Below are 17,109 nucleotides of genomic sequence, written 5' to 3'. Positions count from 1 at the left end.
CAAAACGGACGACACTGATCAGTGGGAACACGGACAAAACGGACGACACTGATCAATGGGAACACGGACAAAACGGACGACACTGATCAGTGGGAACACGGACAAAACGGACGACACTGATCAATGGGAACACGGTTCTCACGGATTTCTGCGGATTTTCACGGAGGAGTGTGATAGCCGAGTTTGTAAGCATCTGTGGTAGTTGTTTTCGAGAGTTGAATCAACTGGCACAAAAGTCTACAAATTCGGCTTTCCCCCCTCTTCCGTGAAAATCAGTGATACCCGTGAAAATCCGTGTTCCCACTGATTCGTGCTATCCGCTTCGTTCGTGTTCCCACTGATTCGTGTTATCCGCTTTGTCCGTGTTCCTATATCCCTGCGGAGGGGCACAGAGGGGCGATGATGCACTCGGTACATTTTGGGCGGCGGGCGATGCAGGTTTTGCGTCCATGGAGAATGAAGAGATGACTGGCATCGGTCCATTCTTTCTTCGGGGTGATGGAGCAGAGGTGCTGCTCGATGATTTCGGGATTCTGTGAGTCCGTGAGCTCGAGCAGGTTGCTGATACGCTTGACGTGTGTGTCGACCGGGAAGCCGGGGACGCCGAATGCGTTGCCGAGCACGACATTCGCAGTTTTCCGGCCAACGCCAGGGAGTGCCACGAGTTCTTCCATTGCTGAGGGGACGCGTCCGTTATGTTCACGCATCAGGACCTGGCAACAGGCTTTGATGTTTTTGGATTTGTTCTGGAAAAAGCCCGTGCTGCGGATGATTTCCGCTATATCTTCCTGATCCGCAGCGGCCATGGCTTCCGCGGTGGGGTAGCGCGCAAAAAGATCGGGTGTCACCATGTTCACGCGCTCATCAGTACACTGTGCCGACAGAATGGTGGCTATGAGCAGCTGAAAAGGGTTTTCGTGCAGAAGCGCACAGGCGGGAACCGGGAAATCCTTGCGCAGCGCACGGAGAATTTTGCGCATGCGTGCCTTTTTTTCCTTATCCGATTCCGTGTGGAAGAGGGACATCTTCTTTGCTGTCATTGGCGGATTTTAGTATACTTTTCAACTATCAATATGCGTCTCGCCGGTCTGCCCTCGTCGCGAAGCAGCATGGATCTTCACTGGAGTCAATGTACGGTATTTTTATGAAACGCTGTTTTCTCCTCGTTCTCCTCTGCTCATCGTTGTGCATGGTGCAGGCCCAGGCACAGCTGCGCGGATATCCTTTTGCACCGCGTCTGCATTCGATGCGCCTGGGTCTTGAGGCCGGACTCGGGGTGCTGGGTGGCGACCTCACGAAGGAAAGCCAGAATTATCATTTTCGTCCCATCGGCAATGTTGAATTCTCATACATTCTGCATCGCAATGCCGCGGTGGGACTCTATGCGGGGGGCGGCGTGCTCCGTTCGACGCTCGATGAGTACGAGTCGAACACGGATTTCCTCAACGCCGGTGTACTCCTCGAACTGCGAATCCCCGCTCTTCGGGGCAGCGTGTTTCCAATTTTCCAGGTACGCGGTGGCGCGGTAAACATATATCCGGAGCAGCGTATCGCGCGGGAAATGTTTTCGCTTCCGTCCAGCTGGCAGTTTGCCTACAGCGGCGCCCTGGGCGTCGAAATCATTTCCTGGCGTCGTCTCGGTGTTCGGGCGCTGTTCGGCGTCACATATACGACCTCGGACGACTGGGACATGATTACACGTGGTGCGGACAACGACGGCTTCTCCTGGGCCCTGCTCTCGATGCACTACTATTTTGTCTTTCGACGCTGAGCCGACAGTATGCAGTGTTTCTTCGTAGCCGACCTGCACGGGCATGCACATCGGTATCATATGCTCTTCTCGCGTATTGCAAGCGATCGTCCTGCTGCAGTGTTTTTCGGGGGTGATCTGCTGCCATCGGCCGCACCTTCGGCTGAGGGATTGTATCCACCGGGAGGGGATTTCCTGCACGATTTCTTCAAGCCTCAGCTGCGCACCTTGCGGGAACAGCTGGGGGAGGATTATCCCTCGATTTTTCTCATACTCGGAAACGATGATGCGCGAAAACTGGAAGCGCGTTTTCAGGATGAGAACGCTGAAGGACTCTGGAAATATGCACATTCTGCATATTTCTCCTGGGAACCGTATGCAGTTTGCGGATATTCCTGCGTTCCACCGACGCCGTTTCAGCTTAAAGACTGGGAGCGCTACGATGTTTCGCGCTTCGTCGATCCCGGCTGTATTTCCCCGGAAGCAGGCCGGCGCAGTGTTGCTGCCGATCCGCATGCGATCCGGTACGGTACGATTGCAGACGACCTCGCGGCGCTAACCGGCGAACGGGATCTGTCCCGCACCATCATGCTCTTTCATTCGCCTCCATATCAGACTTCGCTCGATAGGGCGGCATTGGACGGCAAGACGGTGGATCATGTGCCGCTCGATGTGCATGTCGGCAGCATCGCCATCCGCAGGCTGATAGAAGAGAGGCAGCCGTTGATTACGCTGCATGGACATGTACACGAATCCGCTGCACTGACCAGATCGTGGAAACAGCAGCTGGGGAATACCTGGATGTATTCCGCCGCTCATCGCGGGAAAGAACTGGCGCTGGTGCGTTTCGACCCTGCCGCCCCCTCCGAAGCCACAAGGGAATTGATCTAGAGCTTATTCAGACACACTGCGCAGCAGCCGTGCTGCATCGGTGACGGCACTGATCTTGACGGCGTAGCTGCTTTTTTTTGCGATGTCTTCATCGGTGACGTAGTGCACGTCGAGCAGGTTGTCTGACTGATAGCCCGTGCGCAGAAAATTCGTTTCCGCCAGGCTCGTGCCCCAACCCAGGAAGAAGCTCTCAAGCCTGCTGCGTTGCTCCGGGCTGGCATCGATGTGTACGAGCAGATCGATGTCGCTGGAAGGGCCCGCAGTTCCATTCTTCGTACTGCCGAACAGGTACAGCGCCTTGATGCCAAAGTCCTTGAGGTCGATGTCATTTGCGAGGCGGTCTGTCATACGCTGACGCCACTCCCAGTGATCCTCGCTGCCCTGTGGAAGCGCGGCGTATTCCTGCGTGACGGCAGGAACCTCCCTTGGCTCATCCAGGTAGCCGACGGCCTGTTCAAGATCCGCGTTCATGAGTACGCGCAGCACTTTGCCGTCGTTGCCCTGCGGCACATCCACGACAAACACGCAGTCGGCATACTCTGCGTAGTCAGGAAGGAGGTCGGCGAGCATATTTTTGCTGTGCGTGAGAAAGCTCTCGTTGAACACGACGCCTTCGTCGTCGGGATAAATGGGGAGATAGCGTATCCCTGCTTCGACCAGGTCCTGGAAGAAATGGGTGCCGAAAGAGAGGTCGGGCGTGTACCCGCCCTGTTCCCGCGCGAGTTCGACAAGAAGGGCGGTGTTGTTGATCTCCGAGTACGAAACGCTTACGCCCAGCTTGATGTCGCCACGACTGCCCCAGCGTCCCGGTCCCATAAGCACGAACTGCCGTTTCGGAAGCAGTTTGTTGAGTTTCCCGACGATGCGTCCCACGGTCACGAGCTGATTGCGCTCATGAAGTTCGGCGTATCGCTGGGGGTGGACGTACACGACATGGGTGATCTCCGGAAGCAGCCCGTTGGAAATAAATCGGTTTGCCGTGAAAACGAGTTGCTCCCGCTTGATGTCCTGCGGGATAGGGGCGGGGACGTTATGCCGGGTGAAGCTCTGCGGGCGGCATTGCAGGATATACAGATGCGTTCCGTCGCTGGCGAATTCAATATCCACCGGCGTGCCGATTTTTTCCTGCAGCAATTTCAGCATGTCATGCACTTCGCGGACGAAGCCGCTGCCGTTAATCAGTCCGTCAAAGGTCACTGCATACGTGTCGCGTTCAAAATCGAGATCAAAGCCGAAGGGACGGCGTATACTGTGTCCGTCGAACTGCGACACGACGCTGTTGATGTTCGGATAGTCGTTCCCGGCCTCCCGCAGCAGGTCGAGGATGTCGATGGTCTCGAAGGTTTCTTTCTCGAGATTGATGACATCTATTTTCTTCGGTGAGTAACGCACGATCTCATCGGGCGTGACGTTGACGCGCAGGGACGGCTGTCCCGGAGCGAGCAGCACGGGATAATCGTCTCCAACGCGGTCTACCGCCCGAGTCCCGAGTCCCGGTACCAGCCGTATCAATCCATCCTCCCGCTTGATGCGGGGAGACCAGCGGAATTCGTTGTTGCTGAACGCAACACCCGACCAGGCAGGCATCAGGTATTTGCCCACGCGGGCGCCAACCACTTCCTGAATCATGATGCCCATCTCTTCATGGAAATCCAGAAGTCCACGTTCCGCCCGGTACTCGATCGGATCGGGACCAAAGGTGGAGGCGTACACCTCGGCGATGGCATCCAGCAGGGCGGCGAGGCGTTCAGGTTTGCTCCCGGCATTGGCGAGGAAGAGGCTTTTGTACTTCCCGGAGAACGCGGCATTCACGCTGTCTTCGAGCAGACTTGAGCTCCGCACGATGAGCGGATTGTCGCCGAAGTCATCGAGGGCGACGGAAAGTCCCTTCATCAATTCAGGGGAGAAATACGAATTCTTGAACACCTGGATGATGGACGGGTATTCCTCGCGCACCTGTTCGATCTCGTGATACTTCTGATTGAAGACTTCTTCGAGATTGTTGTAGTGGATGAAATTCAGAATGCCGTCGGAGGTGATATACCAGGTTCGTGGAATGCGAATGTCCTGAAAACGTCCCGTCTCCGCGGCATCCTGCTTGAGGATGTGCCACGCCAGGAAAAGTCCTGAACTCTTCCCGCCGAGTCGTCCATGGCTTTTCTGATGGAAGATGGTTCGTCGCGTGAGTTCGAAGAAATCGTGCACGCCGAGGAAATTCTTTGCGACACTGATGTAGGGCAGTTGGTCGGTAAAGAAGCGGCGGATAAGGGAAACCCGCAGTCCCTTCTCCGTGGCTGGCGACAGTTCGATCCCTTCCGGAAAAATGTGATAATAGCGTCCCAGTGCATCCACGATTTCCGACAGTGTTGTGTCAAGGTTCTCGACCGTATTGACGAGGAAGGATGCCTTGTCGTCCTTGATCCATTTCTGGATCAGCATCAGGATGTCATCACCGCTGAGATGTTCCGCCGCGATCTGAAAGATTTCGTCACTGGATGCGATGAAATCATGCAGCTGTTCCCGCTGCCTGGGACGGTTGCTCTCACTGAAAACGTCTACCTGTTCGAGCCGTGCGCTGAATCGCTGCATCAGGTCGCATGCCGTACGAATGCCAGCCCAGCAGAGGCGGTTGAGCATTTTCCGCGAGATGCGTGTATAGAGCGACTGATCCGTTCGCCGCAGCATCTCAAGGATGACTTTCCACTCCTCGCGTTTTTTCTCGGCGAGCTGTTCTTTGAGTCCCTGCCATTCGTTGAACGCGCTCTTCAGGCGATGATGGAGGATATGGTGACCGAGACGCTCCGCGATGGTATTGATGAGTTTGCGCTCCTCACGCAGGAAGGGCCCTTCGTCCGCCGGTCCCACTTCGCTCGTGTAGAATACCTCAATGCGTCCTTCGATCTTGTCCTGGATCACGATGTCGCTGCGCAGTTTCCAGCGTGTTTCGGAGAAATCCTCGGAGGTATAGCTGCGCTTGCCGAAGACTATGCGCGCGCGGCAGATATCCGGGAATTGCCAGCCCGGTGGAATCGCCCGGATGACACCCTCAAACACGCCGTCCAGGTCTTCATCCTTTCCGGTCAGCACTTCTTCGACATGGTAGAGGCAATTGAGTTCTTTTGCGCGTTCGCCCAGTGCGTAAAGAAGGTCCCCGAGAGATTTTTCCTTGTTCTTCATTCCATGCTGCCCGGCTGATGATTCGCGGTCCTGCTGCTGTTTCGCTCAAAAAATAGTGAAAGCTCCGGCAAGGGGAAAGCGCAAACTGCGGGTGCGATTCCATGAAACGGATATCGCGGTACGAATTGAGTATGCGAGCGAAATGACGTACTTTGCCTGAACGGTAGGGAGGGCGTGAGCCTGAGGTCCTGGCCATCCCTGCCTGCAGGTCCTGAACACTTTCACGCGGAGTACACATGAGCGGTGAATCCTTCAATCCCTATCGCATGGCACAACAGCAGTTCGACGGTGTTGCCGAGCAGCTCGGACTCGATGAGGCGACGCGCAATTTTCTGCGCGTGCCCGATCGCGAACTGCACTTCAACATTCCCATCCGCATGGATGACGGCAGCTATCAGGTATTCCGTGGCTTCCGCATTCAGCACAACGACGCACGGGGTCCCTGTAAGGGCGGTGTCCGTTTCCATCCCCAGGAAACCGTCGATACCGTGCGCGCGCTGTCGATGTGGATGACCTGGAAAACCGCCGTGGTCGACATTCCGCTCGGTGGCGGCAAAGGTGGTGTCGTCTGCGATCCGCACAATCTTTCCATGCGTGAGCAGGAAGCGCTCTGCCGCGGCTGGGTGCGTAAAATCGTCGATTCTGTCGGACCTGATCGTGACGTGCCTGCACCGGATGTGATGACTTCGGGACAGCACATGCTCTGGATGCTCGATGAGTATGAGCAGCTGGTCGGACACAAGGCGCCCGGTTTCATCACGGGAAAGCCCATCGGGCTCGGCGGGTCGCTGGGCAGGCTGGAAGCGACGGGGTTCGGCGTCATTTACGTATTGCGCGAAGCGTTGGGCGAACTCGGAATGCGTCTTGACGAAAGCACCGCGTCGGTACAGGGTTTCGGCAACGTCGCGCAGCATGCGATCGAACTTTTTCATTCCTACGGTGGGAAAGTGATTTGCGTGTCGAGCTGGGATCAGAAGGAACAGGCTGCGTTCTGCTTCAGAAAGAAAGATGGCATCGATTTGAAGGAATTGCGGACGATGACCAACAGCTACGGCGAGATCAGTCGGGACAAGGCAGCTGGCGCAGGGTATGAAGTGCTTCCGGGCGATGATTGGATTGCGCAGGAAGTTGATGTGCTGATGCCCGCGGCGATGGAAAATCAGATCAACCGCGACACGGCGCCCGCGATCCGCACCAGCGTGAAAGTGATTGTCGAAGGTGCGAACGGTCCGACCACGCCCCCGGGTGACGAGATTATCCGCGAGAAGAATATCTGGCTGATTCCTGACTTCCTTGCCAACGCCGGAGGGGTTACCTGCAGCTACTTCGAGCAGGTGCAGAGCAACATGAATTACTTCTGGACACGCGACGAGGTGATCAGCAAGCTCGATACGAAGATGACCGATGCATATTACGCTGTTTCCCAGCTGGCACATCGCAGAAATATTCCCATGCGTGAGGCTGCCTATATGATCGCGGTCGCGCGTGTCGCTGAGGCATGTAAAATGCGCGGATGGGTGTGAAAACTTCATGCTTCCGTATCATGCACAGGACGACGAGGTTACCCAGCTGATTCATCATTTCGGTGTGGACGGGACCATCCCGAAAACGCATCAGCTGGATTTCAAGGACCTCATGAATTTCCGCATCAACCGCATTCTGCTGGTGTCGAGTCTCTATGACTACTACACACTGGTAGAAGACGGACAACTCACCGAGGCGGTGTTCAATGAGTATTCCGAACTCAACCTGCATTATGCCCCGCACATCACCAGGGTAAACAGTGGGGAAGCGGCGCTTCGCCTGCTCGAATCACAGGACTTCGATCTCGTGATCAGCATGCTCCGGCTGGGAGATATGGACCTGGCCTCATTCTGCGGCAATCTCAAACGTCAGCATCCGGATCTGCCCATGGTGCTGCTGTCGTTCCAGTCGGTGGAATTCGACATGTTCATGAAGTCCATGGACGTCGCGAACTTCGATAATGTGTTTGTCTGGTCGGGTGACCGCAAGCTTTTCCTGGCAATCATCAAGCTGCTCGAGGATATCCGCAACGCACCGGTCGACTGCCTGGAATTCGGCGTGCGCACGATTTTGCTGGTGGAGGACAGTCCCTGGTTCTACTCGTCCTATCTCCCGCTGATATATGCAGAACTGATCACGCAGGTACAGGACCTGATTGAGGAAGGAAAAAACTTTGCGGACAAGCTGCTCCGTCAGCGTGCACGACCGAAGATTTTTCTTGCCACCTCGTATGAAGAGGCGGCAGCCATTCACAGGAAATACGGTGATACCATGCTCGGTATCATTACCGACATGCGTTTCTCCCGGAAAGGGGAGATGTCGGAGGAAGCGGGATTGAAGTTTGCGCGGGCGGTGCGGGAAGTGCATCCTGAGCTGCCGATACTCGTGCAATCTTCCAATACCGTCATGCAGATGAAGCTGGAGCAGGAAGGTTTTACCTTTGCGGACAAGAATTCGCGAATGCTGCTGCAGTCGCTGAGCGACTTTATGAAGTACAATTTCGGTTTCGGTGATTTTATCTTCCGCACACCGGATGGAAGCGAAGTGGCTCATGCGCGCAACATGCGCGAACTCAAAGACAAGCTGCGCTTCGTCCCTGAAGAGTCGATTCTCTACCACGCTGCTCGGGATCATTTCAGTAACTGGCTCAAAGCCCGCACGCGCTTCGAACTGAGCAATAAGCTCAAACCGGTGAAGGTCTCGGAATTCGAGTCCGCCCAGGAGTTGCGCAGCTACCTGCTCAAAGCAATCAGTGACCATCTCATCCAGGATCAGAAAGGCGTTATCACGGATTTTGCACGCAGCGACTACGACCCGGAAGACACCTTCCTTCGTATCGGCAGCGGATCGCTTGGAGGGAAGGGCCGTGGTCTCGCGTTCACGGACAATCTCCTGCGAAAATATCTCTCGGCGGATTACTTCCCCGGTGTCCGTGTATCCATTCCACGAACCATCGTACTGGGCACTGACGTTTTTGCGCAGTTTATCGAGGAGAACAATCTGCTCCCGCTTGCTGTGCAGAACGTGACAGACCAGGAAATCCTGCGTGCTTTCCTCGCGGCTGCGCTTCCTGCGACTGTGATCGGAGACATCCGTGCAATTCTCGACAAGGCCCGTTTCCCGATCGCTGTGCGTTCGTCCTCTCTGCTCGAAGACGCGATGTACCAGCCGTTCGCTGGAATCTATGCGACGATCATGATTCCGAACAGCAGTCCCGATCCTTCGGTACGCTTCCACAATCTGACACAGGCGATCAAATACGTCTTCGCATCGACATACTTCCGCCAGGCCAAGAATTACATCGAAGCCACCTCCAACCGTATCGAAGAGGAGCGGATGGCGGTGATCATTCAGGAGATGGTCGGCGAGCGGCATGGACGGTATTTCTATCCGCATGTTTCGGGTGTGGCCCGATCCTTCAATTACTATCCCTTCGGGAAGGCGACGCAGAAAGACGGGGTGGTCAATCTTGCGCTCGGACTCGGGAAAACCATTGTCGAGGGAGGGACGAGCCTGCAATACAGCCCGGCATATCCGACGGTCTACCCGCAGTTCGGCACAACGCGGGATCTCTTTCACAACTCGCAGCTCAAATATTTCGCACTCGACCTCGAATCGGACATCGTGCGCAAATATCCGAACGAAGATCAGCATCTTGTCGAACTCGATCTCGCGGATGCAGAGCAGCACGGTACACTCGATTACTGCGCGTCGACCTATGTCGGACAGGATGACCGGCTGTACGAGGGCATCAGACGGAGCGGCCCGCGGATCCTTACGTTCGCCCCACTGCTCAAATCCGAGGTTATCCCGCTCAACCAGGCGGTCAGACTGCTTATCAGCATCTGTGAAACCGCAGTCAACTGTCCGGTAGAAATTGAGTTCGCCGTCAAACTGGGTAAGAACAGTCCCATGCCCGCTGAATTCAGTTTTCTCCAGCTTCGTCCCATGGTCAAGCAGGAGGGACATTTCAATGTCGATCTCGACAGCATCGACCAGGAACGTATCGTATTTCAGAGTGAACAGACACTGGGAAATGGCAGCAAACGTCTGCGCGACGTGATTTACATCAAACCGGAAACCTTCGATGCAATGAAAACGCGTCAGATGGTTCGGGAGATAAATGAGGTCAACGCAGACCTCCTCGCCGCCAGGCGGCCGTATCTCCTTATCGGTCCCGGACGCTGGGGCTCTTCCGATCCTTCGCTCGGCATCCCTGTCGGTTTCTCCGACATCTCAGCTGCCACCGCAATTGTCGAAACCAGTCTGCCGAACATGATCATTGATCCCTCGCAGGGATCCCATTTCTTCCAGAATCTCACGTCCTTCCGCATTACCTACTTCACCCTGCGGCATTACAACGAAGAACACAGTATCGATTGGGACTGGCTTTCTGCACTTCCCGCCGTGGCCGAGACCACATACCTCCGGCATGTCCGCGCTGAAGAAGACATGGAAATCATCGTCGATGGACAGAGCGGTCAGGGCGTCGTGCTGAAAACTCCGTTCAAGCAGGGAGATCACTGATCTCGCGGATTGTAACGGCTGTTCACGGAGATATCATAAACAAAAGAGACACTCCCGCCTGTGGCGGGAGTGTCTCTTTTTCATCCGTCCCGCGAAGCGGGACTCCTGCGCTTGAAGGTGCCGAAGGCACCGAAAAGCTATGTAGCTCCGCCGTCAGGCGGAGCTAAGGCGTGAAAATGAGAGAAGGCCGAAGCCTTCTCTCATTTTCGCTACTTACACGATGCCCTGAGCCATCATTGCGTCGGCGACTTTGAGGAAGCCGGCAATGTTGGCGCCGTTCACGTAGTTGCCCGGGGTACCATAGGTTTCCGAGGCGTTGACGCAAGCGTCGTGGATGTTCTTCATGATGTTCTTGAGGTGGCCGTCCACTTCCTCGCGAGTCCAACCCATGCGCTGGGAATTCTGGCTCATCTCGAGTCCGGAAACAGCGACACCACCGGCATTGGCTGCCTTGCCCGGTCCGTAAAGGATGCCCTTCTCGACGAAGAGATCCACGGCGTCCGGCGTGCTCGGCATATTGGCGCCTTCAGAAACGACGTAGCAGCCGTTCTCGAGCAGCGTCTTGGCATCGTCGCCGTTGAGTTCGTTCTGCGTGGCGCAGGGCAGTGCGACCTGGCACGGAACCTTCCACACGCCCGTACCTTCATAGTATTCGGCGTTCGGGAACTGATCGGCGTATTCTTTGATGCGGCCACGGCGGTTGTTCTTCAGATCCATGACGAATTCCCACTTCTCCTTGCTGATGCCATCGTTGTCGACGATGTATCCACCGGAGTCGGAGAGCGTCACGACCTTGCCGCCCAGCTCGTTGACCTTCTCGACGGCGTACTGCGCCACGTTACCGGAACCGGAAACGGTGACCGTCTTGCCTTCAAAGCTTTCGCCACGCGTGGCGAGCATGTTCTGTGCGAAATACACAGCGCCGTAACCGGTGGCTTCCGGACGAATCAGGGAGCCGCCCCAGCTGAGGCCCTTACCGGTGAGCACGCCCTCAAAGGCGTTGCGGAGCTTCTTGTACTGGCCGAACATGAAACCGATCTCACGGCCGCCCACACCGATGTCGCCGGCGGGAACGTCAGTGTTCGGTCCGATATGACGGAAAAGCTCGCTCATGAAGCTCTGGGTGAAACGCATGACTTCGTTGTCAGACTTGCCCTTCGGATCGAAATCCGATCCGCCCTTGCCACCACCCATCGGCAGCGTTGTGAGGCTGTTCTTGAAGACCTGCTCGAAACCGAGGAACTTGAGGATGCCGAGATTCACGCTCGGATGAAAACGGAGGCCGCCCTTGTAGGGACCGATTGCGCTGTTGAATTCAATACGATATCCACGGTTGACCTGGACGTCGCCATTGTCGTCTACCCAGGGGACGCGGAACATAATGACACGCTCTGGCTCCACGATCCGCTCCAGGATATTTGCTTTGCGGAACTCCGGATGCTTATCGACTACGGGTAACAGCGAGCCGATGACTTCCTCCACTGCCTGGTGAAACTCGGGCTGGGCGGGATTCTTCGCCTTGACCCCGTTCATGAATTCGGTTAATGCGGTTGACATGGAACACTCCTTGTAACTATTGAGTGGTGAAGTGAAGGGGGCAATGATCAGAACTACTCTGAACGTTAGCCATATCAATGCTGTACGTCGTTGTCGATAGCTGGGAAATTCTCAAATAGGGCGGTCAGACTGTGAAAAAAAGGGAATAAGACCCTGAATGCTTTGGGTCAAAACTACGATGATTGGCAGAATCGTATTGTAGGGGTATTACTCTGCATTTTGTAGGGAATACCCTACAGCGTGATGGGAGCGAAAATATGCAGAAAATGCATACTTCCGGGAGGTATCCCCGGGCTTTTTGATCTGTTGGCTTGCGCGCACTGGGGCTCGAACGTACTTTGTAGCAGTTGTATCATCACGGATGGCGGCATATGAAACGCAGACGCATCAAACGCGACGAGCTACGGGATCTTATCATCGAATCGGGGTTTTCGAGCAGCGACATCAGTCCTCACGATCTCGATTTCAAAGACCTGATGCGTTTTCGTGTCAACAACATCCTTCTCGTTTCCAGCCGATACGATTTCTACACTCTTGTCGATGACGGTCAGCTGACGGAAGCAATCTTCAGCGAGTACCTGGAACTGAACCTGCACTATGCCCCCTCGATCACACGCGTGTATTCAGGCGAAGCCGCTCTCGAAGCACTGGATCAGCATCAGTTCGATCTCGTGATCACTATGATGCGTCTTGGTGACATGAGCCTCGAGGCGTTTTGCAGCGCCGCGAAGGAGCGGAACAAGGATATTCCTGTTGCACTGCTCGGATATCAGAGCAAGGAGCTGCAGGTGCTGCTCAATCGCGGAGCCATCGACCTGTTTGACCGTGTGTTCATCTGGTCTGGGGACCGCAAACTTTTCCTGGCCATTATCAAGTTGCTTGAGGACTGGATGAACGCGCGCACGGACTGCAACGATTTCGGCGTGCGGGCCATTATTCTCGTGGAGGATTCCCCCCAGTTTTATTCCTCGTTTCTCCCGCTCATATACACCGAGCTGATCAAGCAGGGACAAATGCTGATCGAGGAGGGAAAAAACTTTGCCGAGAAACTCTTGCGCCAGCGCGCGCGTCCGAAAATCCTTCACGCCACAAATTTCGAGGAAGCCTGGCGCTATTTCCACAAGTACCGCAAGGAATTGCTCGGCATCATCACCGATATCAAATTCCCCATTGAAGGGAAGGAAGATGACAGGGCGGGGATCAAATACATCCGCCGTGTGCGCGAAAAATGTCCTGAGCTCCCTGTCCTCGTGCAGTCGTCGCGCGAGGATCTGCGCCAGGAAATCCTGAACCTCAACGCGGCCTTCGCCAACAAGGGCTCGCGTACCCTCCTGCAGGAAGTGCGGGATTTCATGCTGAACAATTTCGGCTTCGGCGATTTTGTCTTCCGCTATCCGAACGGGGAGGAGGTCGACCGTGCGCGCACCATCCGTCAGCTGCGGCAGAAGCTGCGCAGCGTGCCTGAGGAATCACTGCGCTTCCATGCATCGCACGACCATTTCTCCAACTGGCTGCTAGCACGCACGCGCTTTCGCCTCGCGGCGGAAATCAAACCCGTGAAGATCACCGAGTTCAAGTCAATGGACGAGCTGCGCACCTATATCATCCGCAAAATCGACGAACTTGTGATTTTCGATGAGCGTGGAATGATTGCCGAGTTTTCCGAGGACGAATTCGATTCGCCGGCCACCTTCCTGCGTATTGGACGTGGTTCGCTGGGAGGGAAAGCGCGTGGACTCGCGTTCATCGACAATATTCTCAAGAATTATCTCCACCCCTCGTATTTCCCGAATGTGCGTATCAAAATCCCACGGTCCACCATACTCTGTACCGAGGTGTTTGCACAGTTTATGGAGATGAATGGACTGCTGCCGATTGCGGTGGAGAATATTCCTGACGAGGATATTGTGGCGCGCTTCATGGAAGCGCGTTTCCCGGAGCAAATCGAAGACGATCTCCGGGCGCTGGTTGCATGGATTCCCACACCGCTGGCCATCCGATCCTCGAGTCTGCTCGAAGACACGCTCTACCAGCCCTTTGCCGGCATCTATGCAACCGTGATGCTGCCGAACAGCAACGATGACAGGGAAGTGCGTTTCCGCGAACTCGAGCATGCGATAAAGTATGTGTATGCATCTACGTATCTGAAAAGTGCCAAGAACTATATCGAAGCGACGGGCCATAGGATCGAAGAAGAGCAGATGGCCGTTATCATCCAGGAAATGGCGGGGAAGAGTTTCGACAACTATTTCTACCCGCATTATTCAGGTGTGGCACGGTCCTTCAATTATTACCCCTTCGGGGATGCAAGGCAGTCGGACGGTATTGTCAACCTGGCGGTGGGACTCGGAAAAACCATTGTGGATGGCGGTGTCAGCGCGCAGTTCTGTCCCCAGTACCCGACCATCCTTCCGCAGTTTGCAACGCGCAAGGATTATTTTTCCAATTCCCAGAAGCGATTTTTCGCCCTGAATCTGCAGTCGGATCCCCTGACGCAGAAGCCGAGTGAGGATGAGAACCTCGATTTGCTCGACACCAAAATTTCCGAGCAGCACGGAACGCTGGAGTACCTGGCGTCGACATACTCGACGGAGGACGATACGCTGTACGAAGGGACATTTCGCAAGGGCCTGCGGGTTATTAACTTTGCGCCCATTCTGCAGTCGGAGTTCATCCCGCTTGCAAAAGTGCTGCGTCTGCTCATGAAACTTTGCGAGACCGCGATGAATTGTCCGGTGGAAATCGAGTTCGCGGGCGTACTCGGCGAACACTTCGATGACATTTCCGAGTTTGATTTCCTGCAGGTACGACCCATGGTCAAGGAAGAAGGAAGTGTCGATCTGCGTGAAGATGCTATCGATGAATCGCAGTTGATGCTCAAGAGCGGAAACGTGCTCGGGAACGGTGTATATTTTCTGCGGGATATCGTCTACGTTCCGCCTGAACGTTTTGACAGTGCGAAGACCATGGATATGGCAGGGGAAATTGCAGCGCACAACAAGAGGCTGCTTGCGGAAGAGAAGCCGTACCTGCTTCTTGGTCCTGGCCGCTGGGGTTCATCGGATCCGTGGCTTGGCATCCCGGTGCGATTCACGGGCATATCGGGTGCGACGGCAATCGTCGAAACATCCTTGCCCAACATGCTGCCAGATCCTTCGCAGGGGTCGCATTTCTTCCAGAACCTGACGTCGTTTCATATTGCCTATTTCACGACGCGGCATTTCCGTGAGGAAGACTATATCGACTGGGAATGGCTGAACACGCTGGAGGTTGTCGAGGAAGGTCCATTTGTCCGGCACGTCCGTGCCCCGGAAGAGTTGGAGGTGCGTGTGGACGGTCAAAGCGGTGCAGGCATTATTCTCAAGCAACGCACGGGACAGGAGAAAAGGTATAACAAGGACGCCATGAGGGAAATCGCCAACCCCCTCGGTTCCTGATGTTCTTCGACCCGGCAGGTGCGTTCAGAAGGAATATAAAAACCCCGTCCGAAAGGACGGGGTTTTTTGCTTCACGCGGAGGGAGCGTGAAGCGAGCATTCATGAAGGAAGGAGGATTAGACGATGCCCTGTGCAAGCATGGCGTCGGCCACTTTCGTGAAACCGGCGATATTCGCACCGGCAACGTAATTGCCAGCGAGGCCATTATTGGCCGCCGCGTCGAGGCAGGATTGGTGGATATTCTTCATGATGCGATGCAAATGGTTGTCCACTTCCTCGCGCGACCAGCTCATACGAATGGAGTTCTGCGTCATTTCGAGTCCGGACACGGCAACACCGCCGGCGTTTGCAGCTTTGGCGGGACCATACATGATATCGGATCCGAGGATGAGATGTGCGGCATCGGCCGTGGTCGGCATGTTCGAACCTTCGCATATGACCTGGCAGCCATTGGCAATCAGAGCCTTCGCGTCTTCCGCATTCAGTTCATTCTGCGTTGCGCAGGGCAGGGCGATATCGCATTTCACTTCCCACGGATGTTTGTTGGGAACGAATTCGACACCGAACTGCTCGGCATAAGGCTCGACGATGTCCTGGTTGCTGGCGCGCAGCTCGAGCATGTACTCGACCTTGTCGCCGGTGATGCCTTCAGGATCGTGGATGTAGCCATCAGGACCGGACAGGGTGACAACCTTGCCGCCCAGTTCGTTGACCTTGGTCACTGCGCCCCAGGCGACGTTGCCGAAGCCGGAAACGGCAACGGTTTTGCCTTCGAAGCTCTGTCCCTTCGTCGCCAGCATTTCGGCAGCGAAGTACACCACGCCGAATCCCGTGGCTTCGGGACGAATGAGGCTGCCGCCCCATGAGAGTCCCTTGCCCGTCAGCACGCCGTCAAAAGAATTGCGCAGTTTTTTGTACTGCCCGAAGAGGAAACCGATTTCCTGTCCGCCCACACCGATATCACCGGCGGGAACGTCCGTGTTCGGTCCGATATGACGGAACAGTTCGCTCATGAAGCTCTGCGAAAAACGCATGATTTCATTTTTGGATTTGAACTTGGGATCGAAATCCGATCCGCCCTTGCCGCCGCCCATTGGCAGCGTCGTGAGACTGTTTTTAAAGATTTGCTCGAAACCGAGGAATTTGAGAATACTGAGGGTCACACTCGGGTGAAAGCGCAAGCCGCCCTTGTACGGACCGATGGCGCTGTTGAACTCGATGCGGTATCCACGATTGACGCGCACCTCACCATTGTCCGCAACCCAGGGGACGCGGAACATGATGACGCGCTCGGGCTCGACGAGTCGGTCGAGGATTTTCGCTTTTCGATATTCGGGGTGCCTGTCAAGAACCGGCAGAAGGGTCTCCACGACCTCTTCAACTGCCTGATGAAATTCTGCTTCGCCGGGGTTCTTGCCTTTGACTTCCTGCATGAAGTCGTTCAGTGCGGTAGCCATTGAGATTCCTCTCAAAAGTTGCTGATGAAATCCTGTAAAAGAACGAAACTCCCTTCCACAAAGTTACGCATTTTCCAATCCCTGAAAAAAGAAAATCGGAGGAAAAAGTGCGGTCGGGAGCGTCCCGCTCTGCGGGACGCGCGGGTGCGACGCTCCGCGTCGCGCCTGAGCTTCATCCCCGATTGCATCGGGGATGAAGCGCGTGGGTCCCCGACTCCGTCGGGGACGCTTGAGAGGCACTCCCGCGTGCCGCAGGCACTCCCGCGTGCCGCAGGCACTCCCGCGTGCC

Annotated in this window: 9 protein-coding genes; 5 read left to right on the top strand and 4 right to left on the bottom strand. The window is 55.4% G+C overall.

Annotation, left to right across the window (positions count from 1 at the left end; all coding sequences use genetic code 11):
- Positions 1 to 368: 368 nt before the first annotated feature.
- Positions 369 to 1,025 (bottom strand): endonuclease III, encoded by a 657-nt coding sequence (gene nth / locus KQI65_17935; GenBank protein MCB2206626.1) that lies wholly within the window; start codon positions 1,023 to 1,025, stop codon positions 369 to 371.
- A 119-nt stretch (positions 1,026 to 1,144) separates the two neighbouring features.
- Here nth and KQI65_17930 point away from each other — a divergent pair, with 119 nt between their 5' ends.
- The gene (locus KQI65_17930; protein ID MCB2206625.1) at positions 1,145 to 1,771 is read left to right on the top strand and encodes a hypothetical protein; all 627 of its coding nucleotides are present in this window, start codon (positions 1,145 to 1,147) and stop codon (positions 1,769 to 1,771) included.
- A gap of 9 nt (positions 1,772 to 1,780) precedes the next feature.
- Entirely contained in the window at positions 1,781 to 2,641 is an 861-nt protein-coding gene (locus KQI65_17925) for a metallophosphoesterase (protein MCB2206624.1), read from the top strand.
- A 3-nt stretch (positions 2,642 to 2,644) separates the two neighbouring features.
- Here the strand turns inward: KQI65_17925 and KQI65_17920 are convergent, their stop codons facing one another.
- Positions 2,645 to 5,818, bottom strand: coding sequence for a nucleotidyltransferase domain-containing protein (locus KQI65_17920; GenBank protein ID MCB2206623.1), 3,174 nt, complete (start codon positions 5,816 to 5,818; stop codon positions 2,645 to 2,647).
- 236 nt (positions 5,819 to 6,054) lie between these two features.
- On the opposite strand from KQI65_17920, the gene KQI65_17915 reads away from it, so the two are divergent.
- Both KQI65_17915 and KQI65_17910 read left to right on the top strand, forming a co-directional pair.
- A complete protein-coding gene (locus tag KQI65_17915; GenBank protein MCB2206622.1) occupies positions 6,055 to 7,341 on the top strand; it encodes a Glu/Leu/Phe/Val dehydrogenase in 1,287 nt (428 codons plus the stop codon).
- A gap of 7 nt (positions 7,342 to 7,348) precedes the next feature.
- Positions 7,349 to 10,369, top strand: a complete 3,021-nt coding sequence (locus KQI65_17910) for a histidine kinase (GenBank protein MCB2206621.1) — start codon at positions 7,349 to 7,351, stop codon at positions 10,367 to 10,369.
- 213 nt (positions 10,370 to 10,582) lie between these two features.
- Here KQI65_17910 and gdhA (KQI65_17905) read toward each other — a convergent pair whose 3' ends face one another.
- On the bottom strand, positions 10,583 to 11,926 hold the full coding sequence (gene gdhA / locus KQI65_17905) for an NADP-specific glutamate dehydrogenase (GenBank protein ID MCB2206620.1): 1,344 nt from the start codon (positions 11,924 to 11,926) through the stop codon (positions 10,583 to 10,585).
- A gap of 371 nt (positions 11,927 to 12,297) precedes the next feature.
- On the opposite strand from gdhA (KQI65_17905), the gene KQI65_17900 reads away from it, so the two are divergent.
- Entirely contained in the window at positions 12,298 to 15,363 is a 3,066-nt protein-coding gene (locus KQI65_17900) for a histidine kinase (protein MCB2206619.1), read from the top strand.
- 116 nt (positions 15,364 to 15,479) lie between these two features.
- Here the strand turns inward: KQI65_17900 and gdhA (KQI65_17895) are convergent, their stop codons facing one another.
- Positions 15,480 to 16,820 carry an NADP-specific glutamate dehydrogenase gene (gdhA, locus tag KQI65_17895; protein MCB2206618.1) on the bottom strand — a complete coding sequence of 447 codons (1,341 nt, stop codon included), beginning with the start codon at positions 16,818 to 16,820 and terminating at the stop codon, positions 15,480 to 15,482.
- Positions 16,821 to 17,109 lie beyond the last annotated feature (289 nt).

This window comes from bacterium, from assembly GCA_020444325.1.
GTDB lineage: Bacteria > Bacteroidota > Ignavibacteria > SZUA-365 > SZUA-365 > BM516.
The sequence above is the reverse complement of the archived record's forward strand: the minus strand, read 5'-3'. Positions and strand labels throughout refer to the sequence as shown.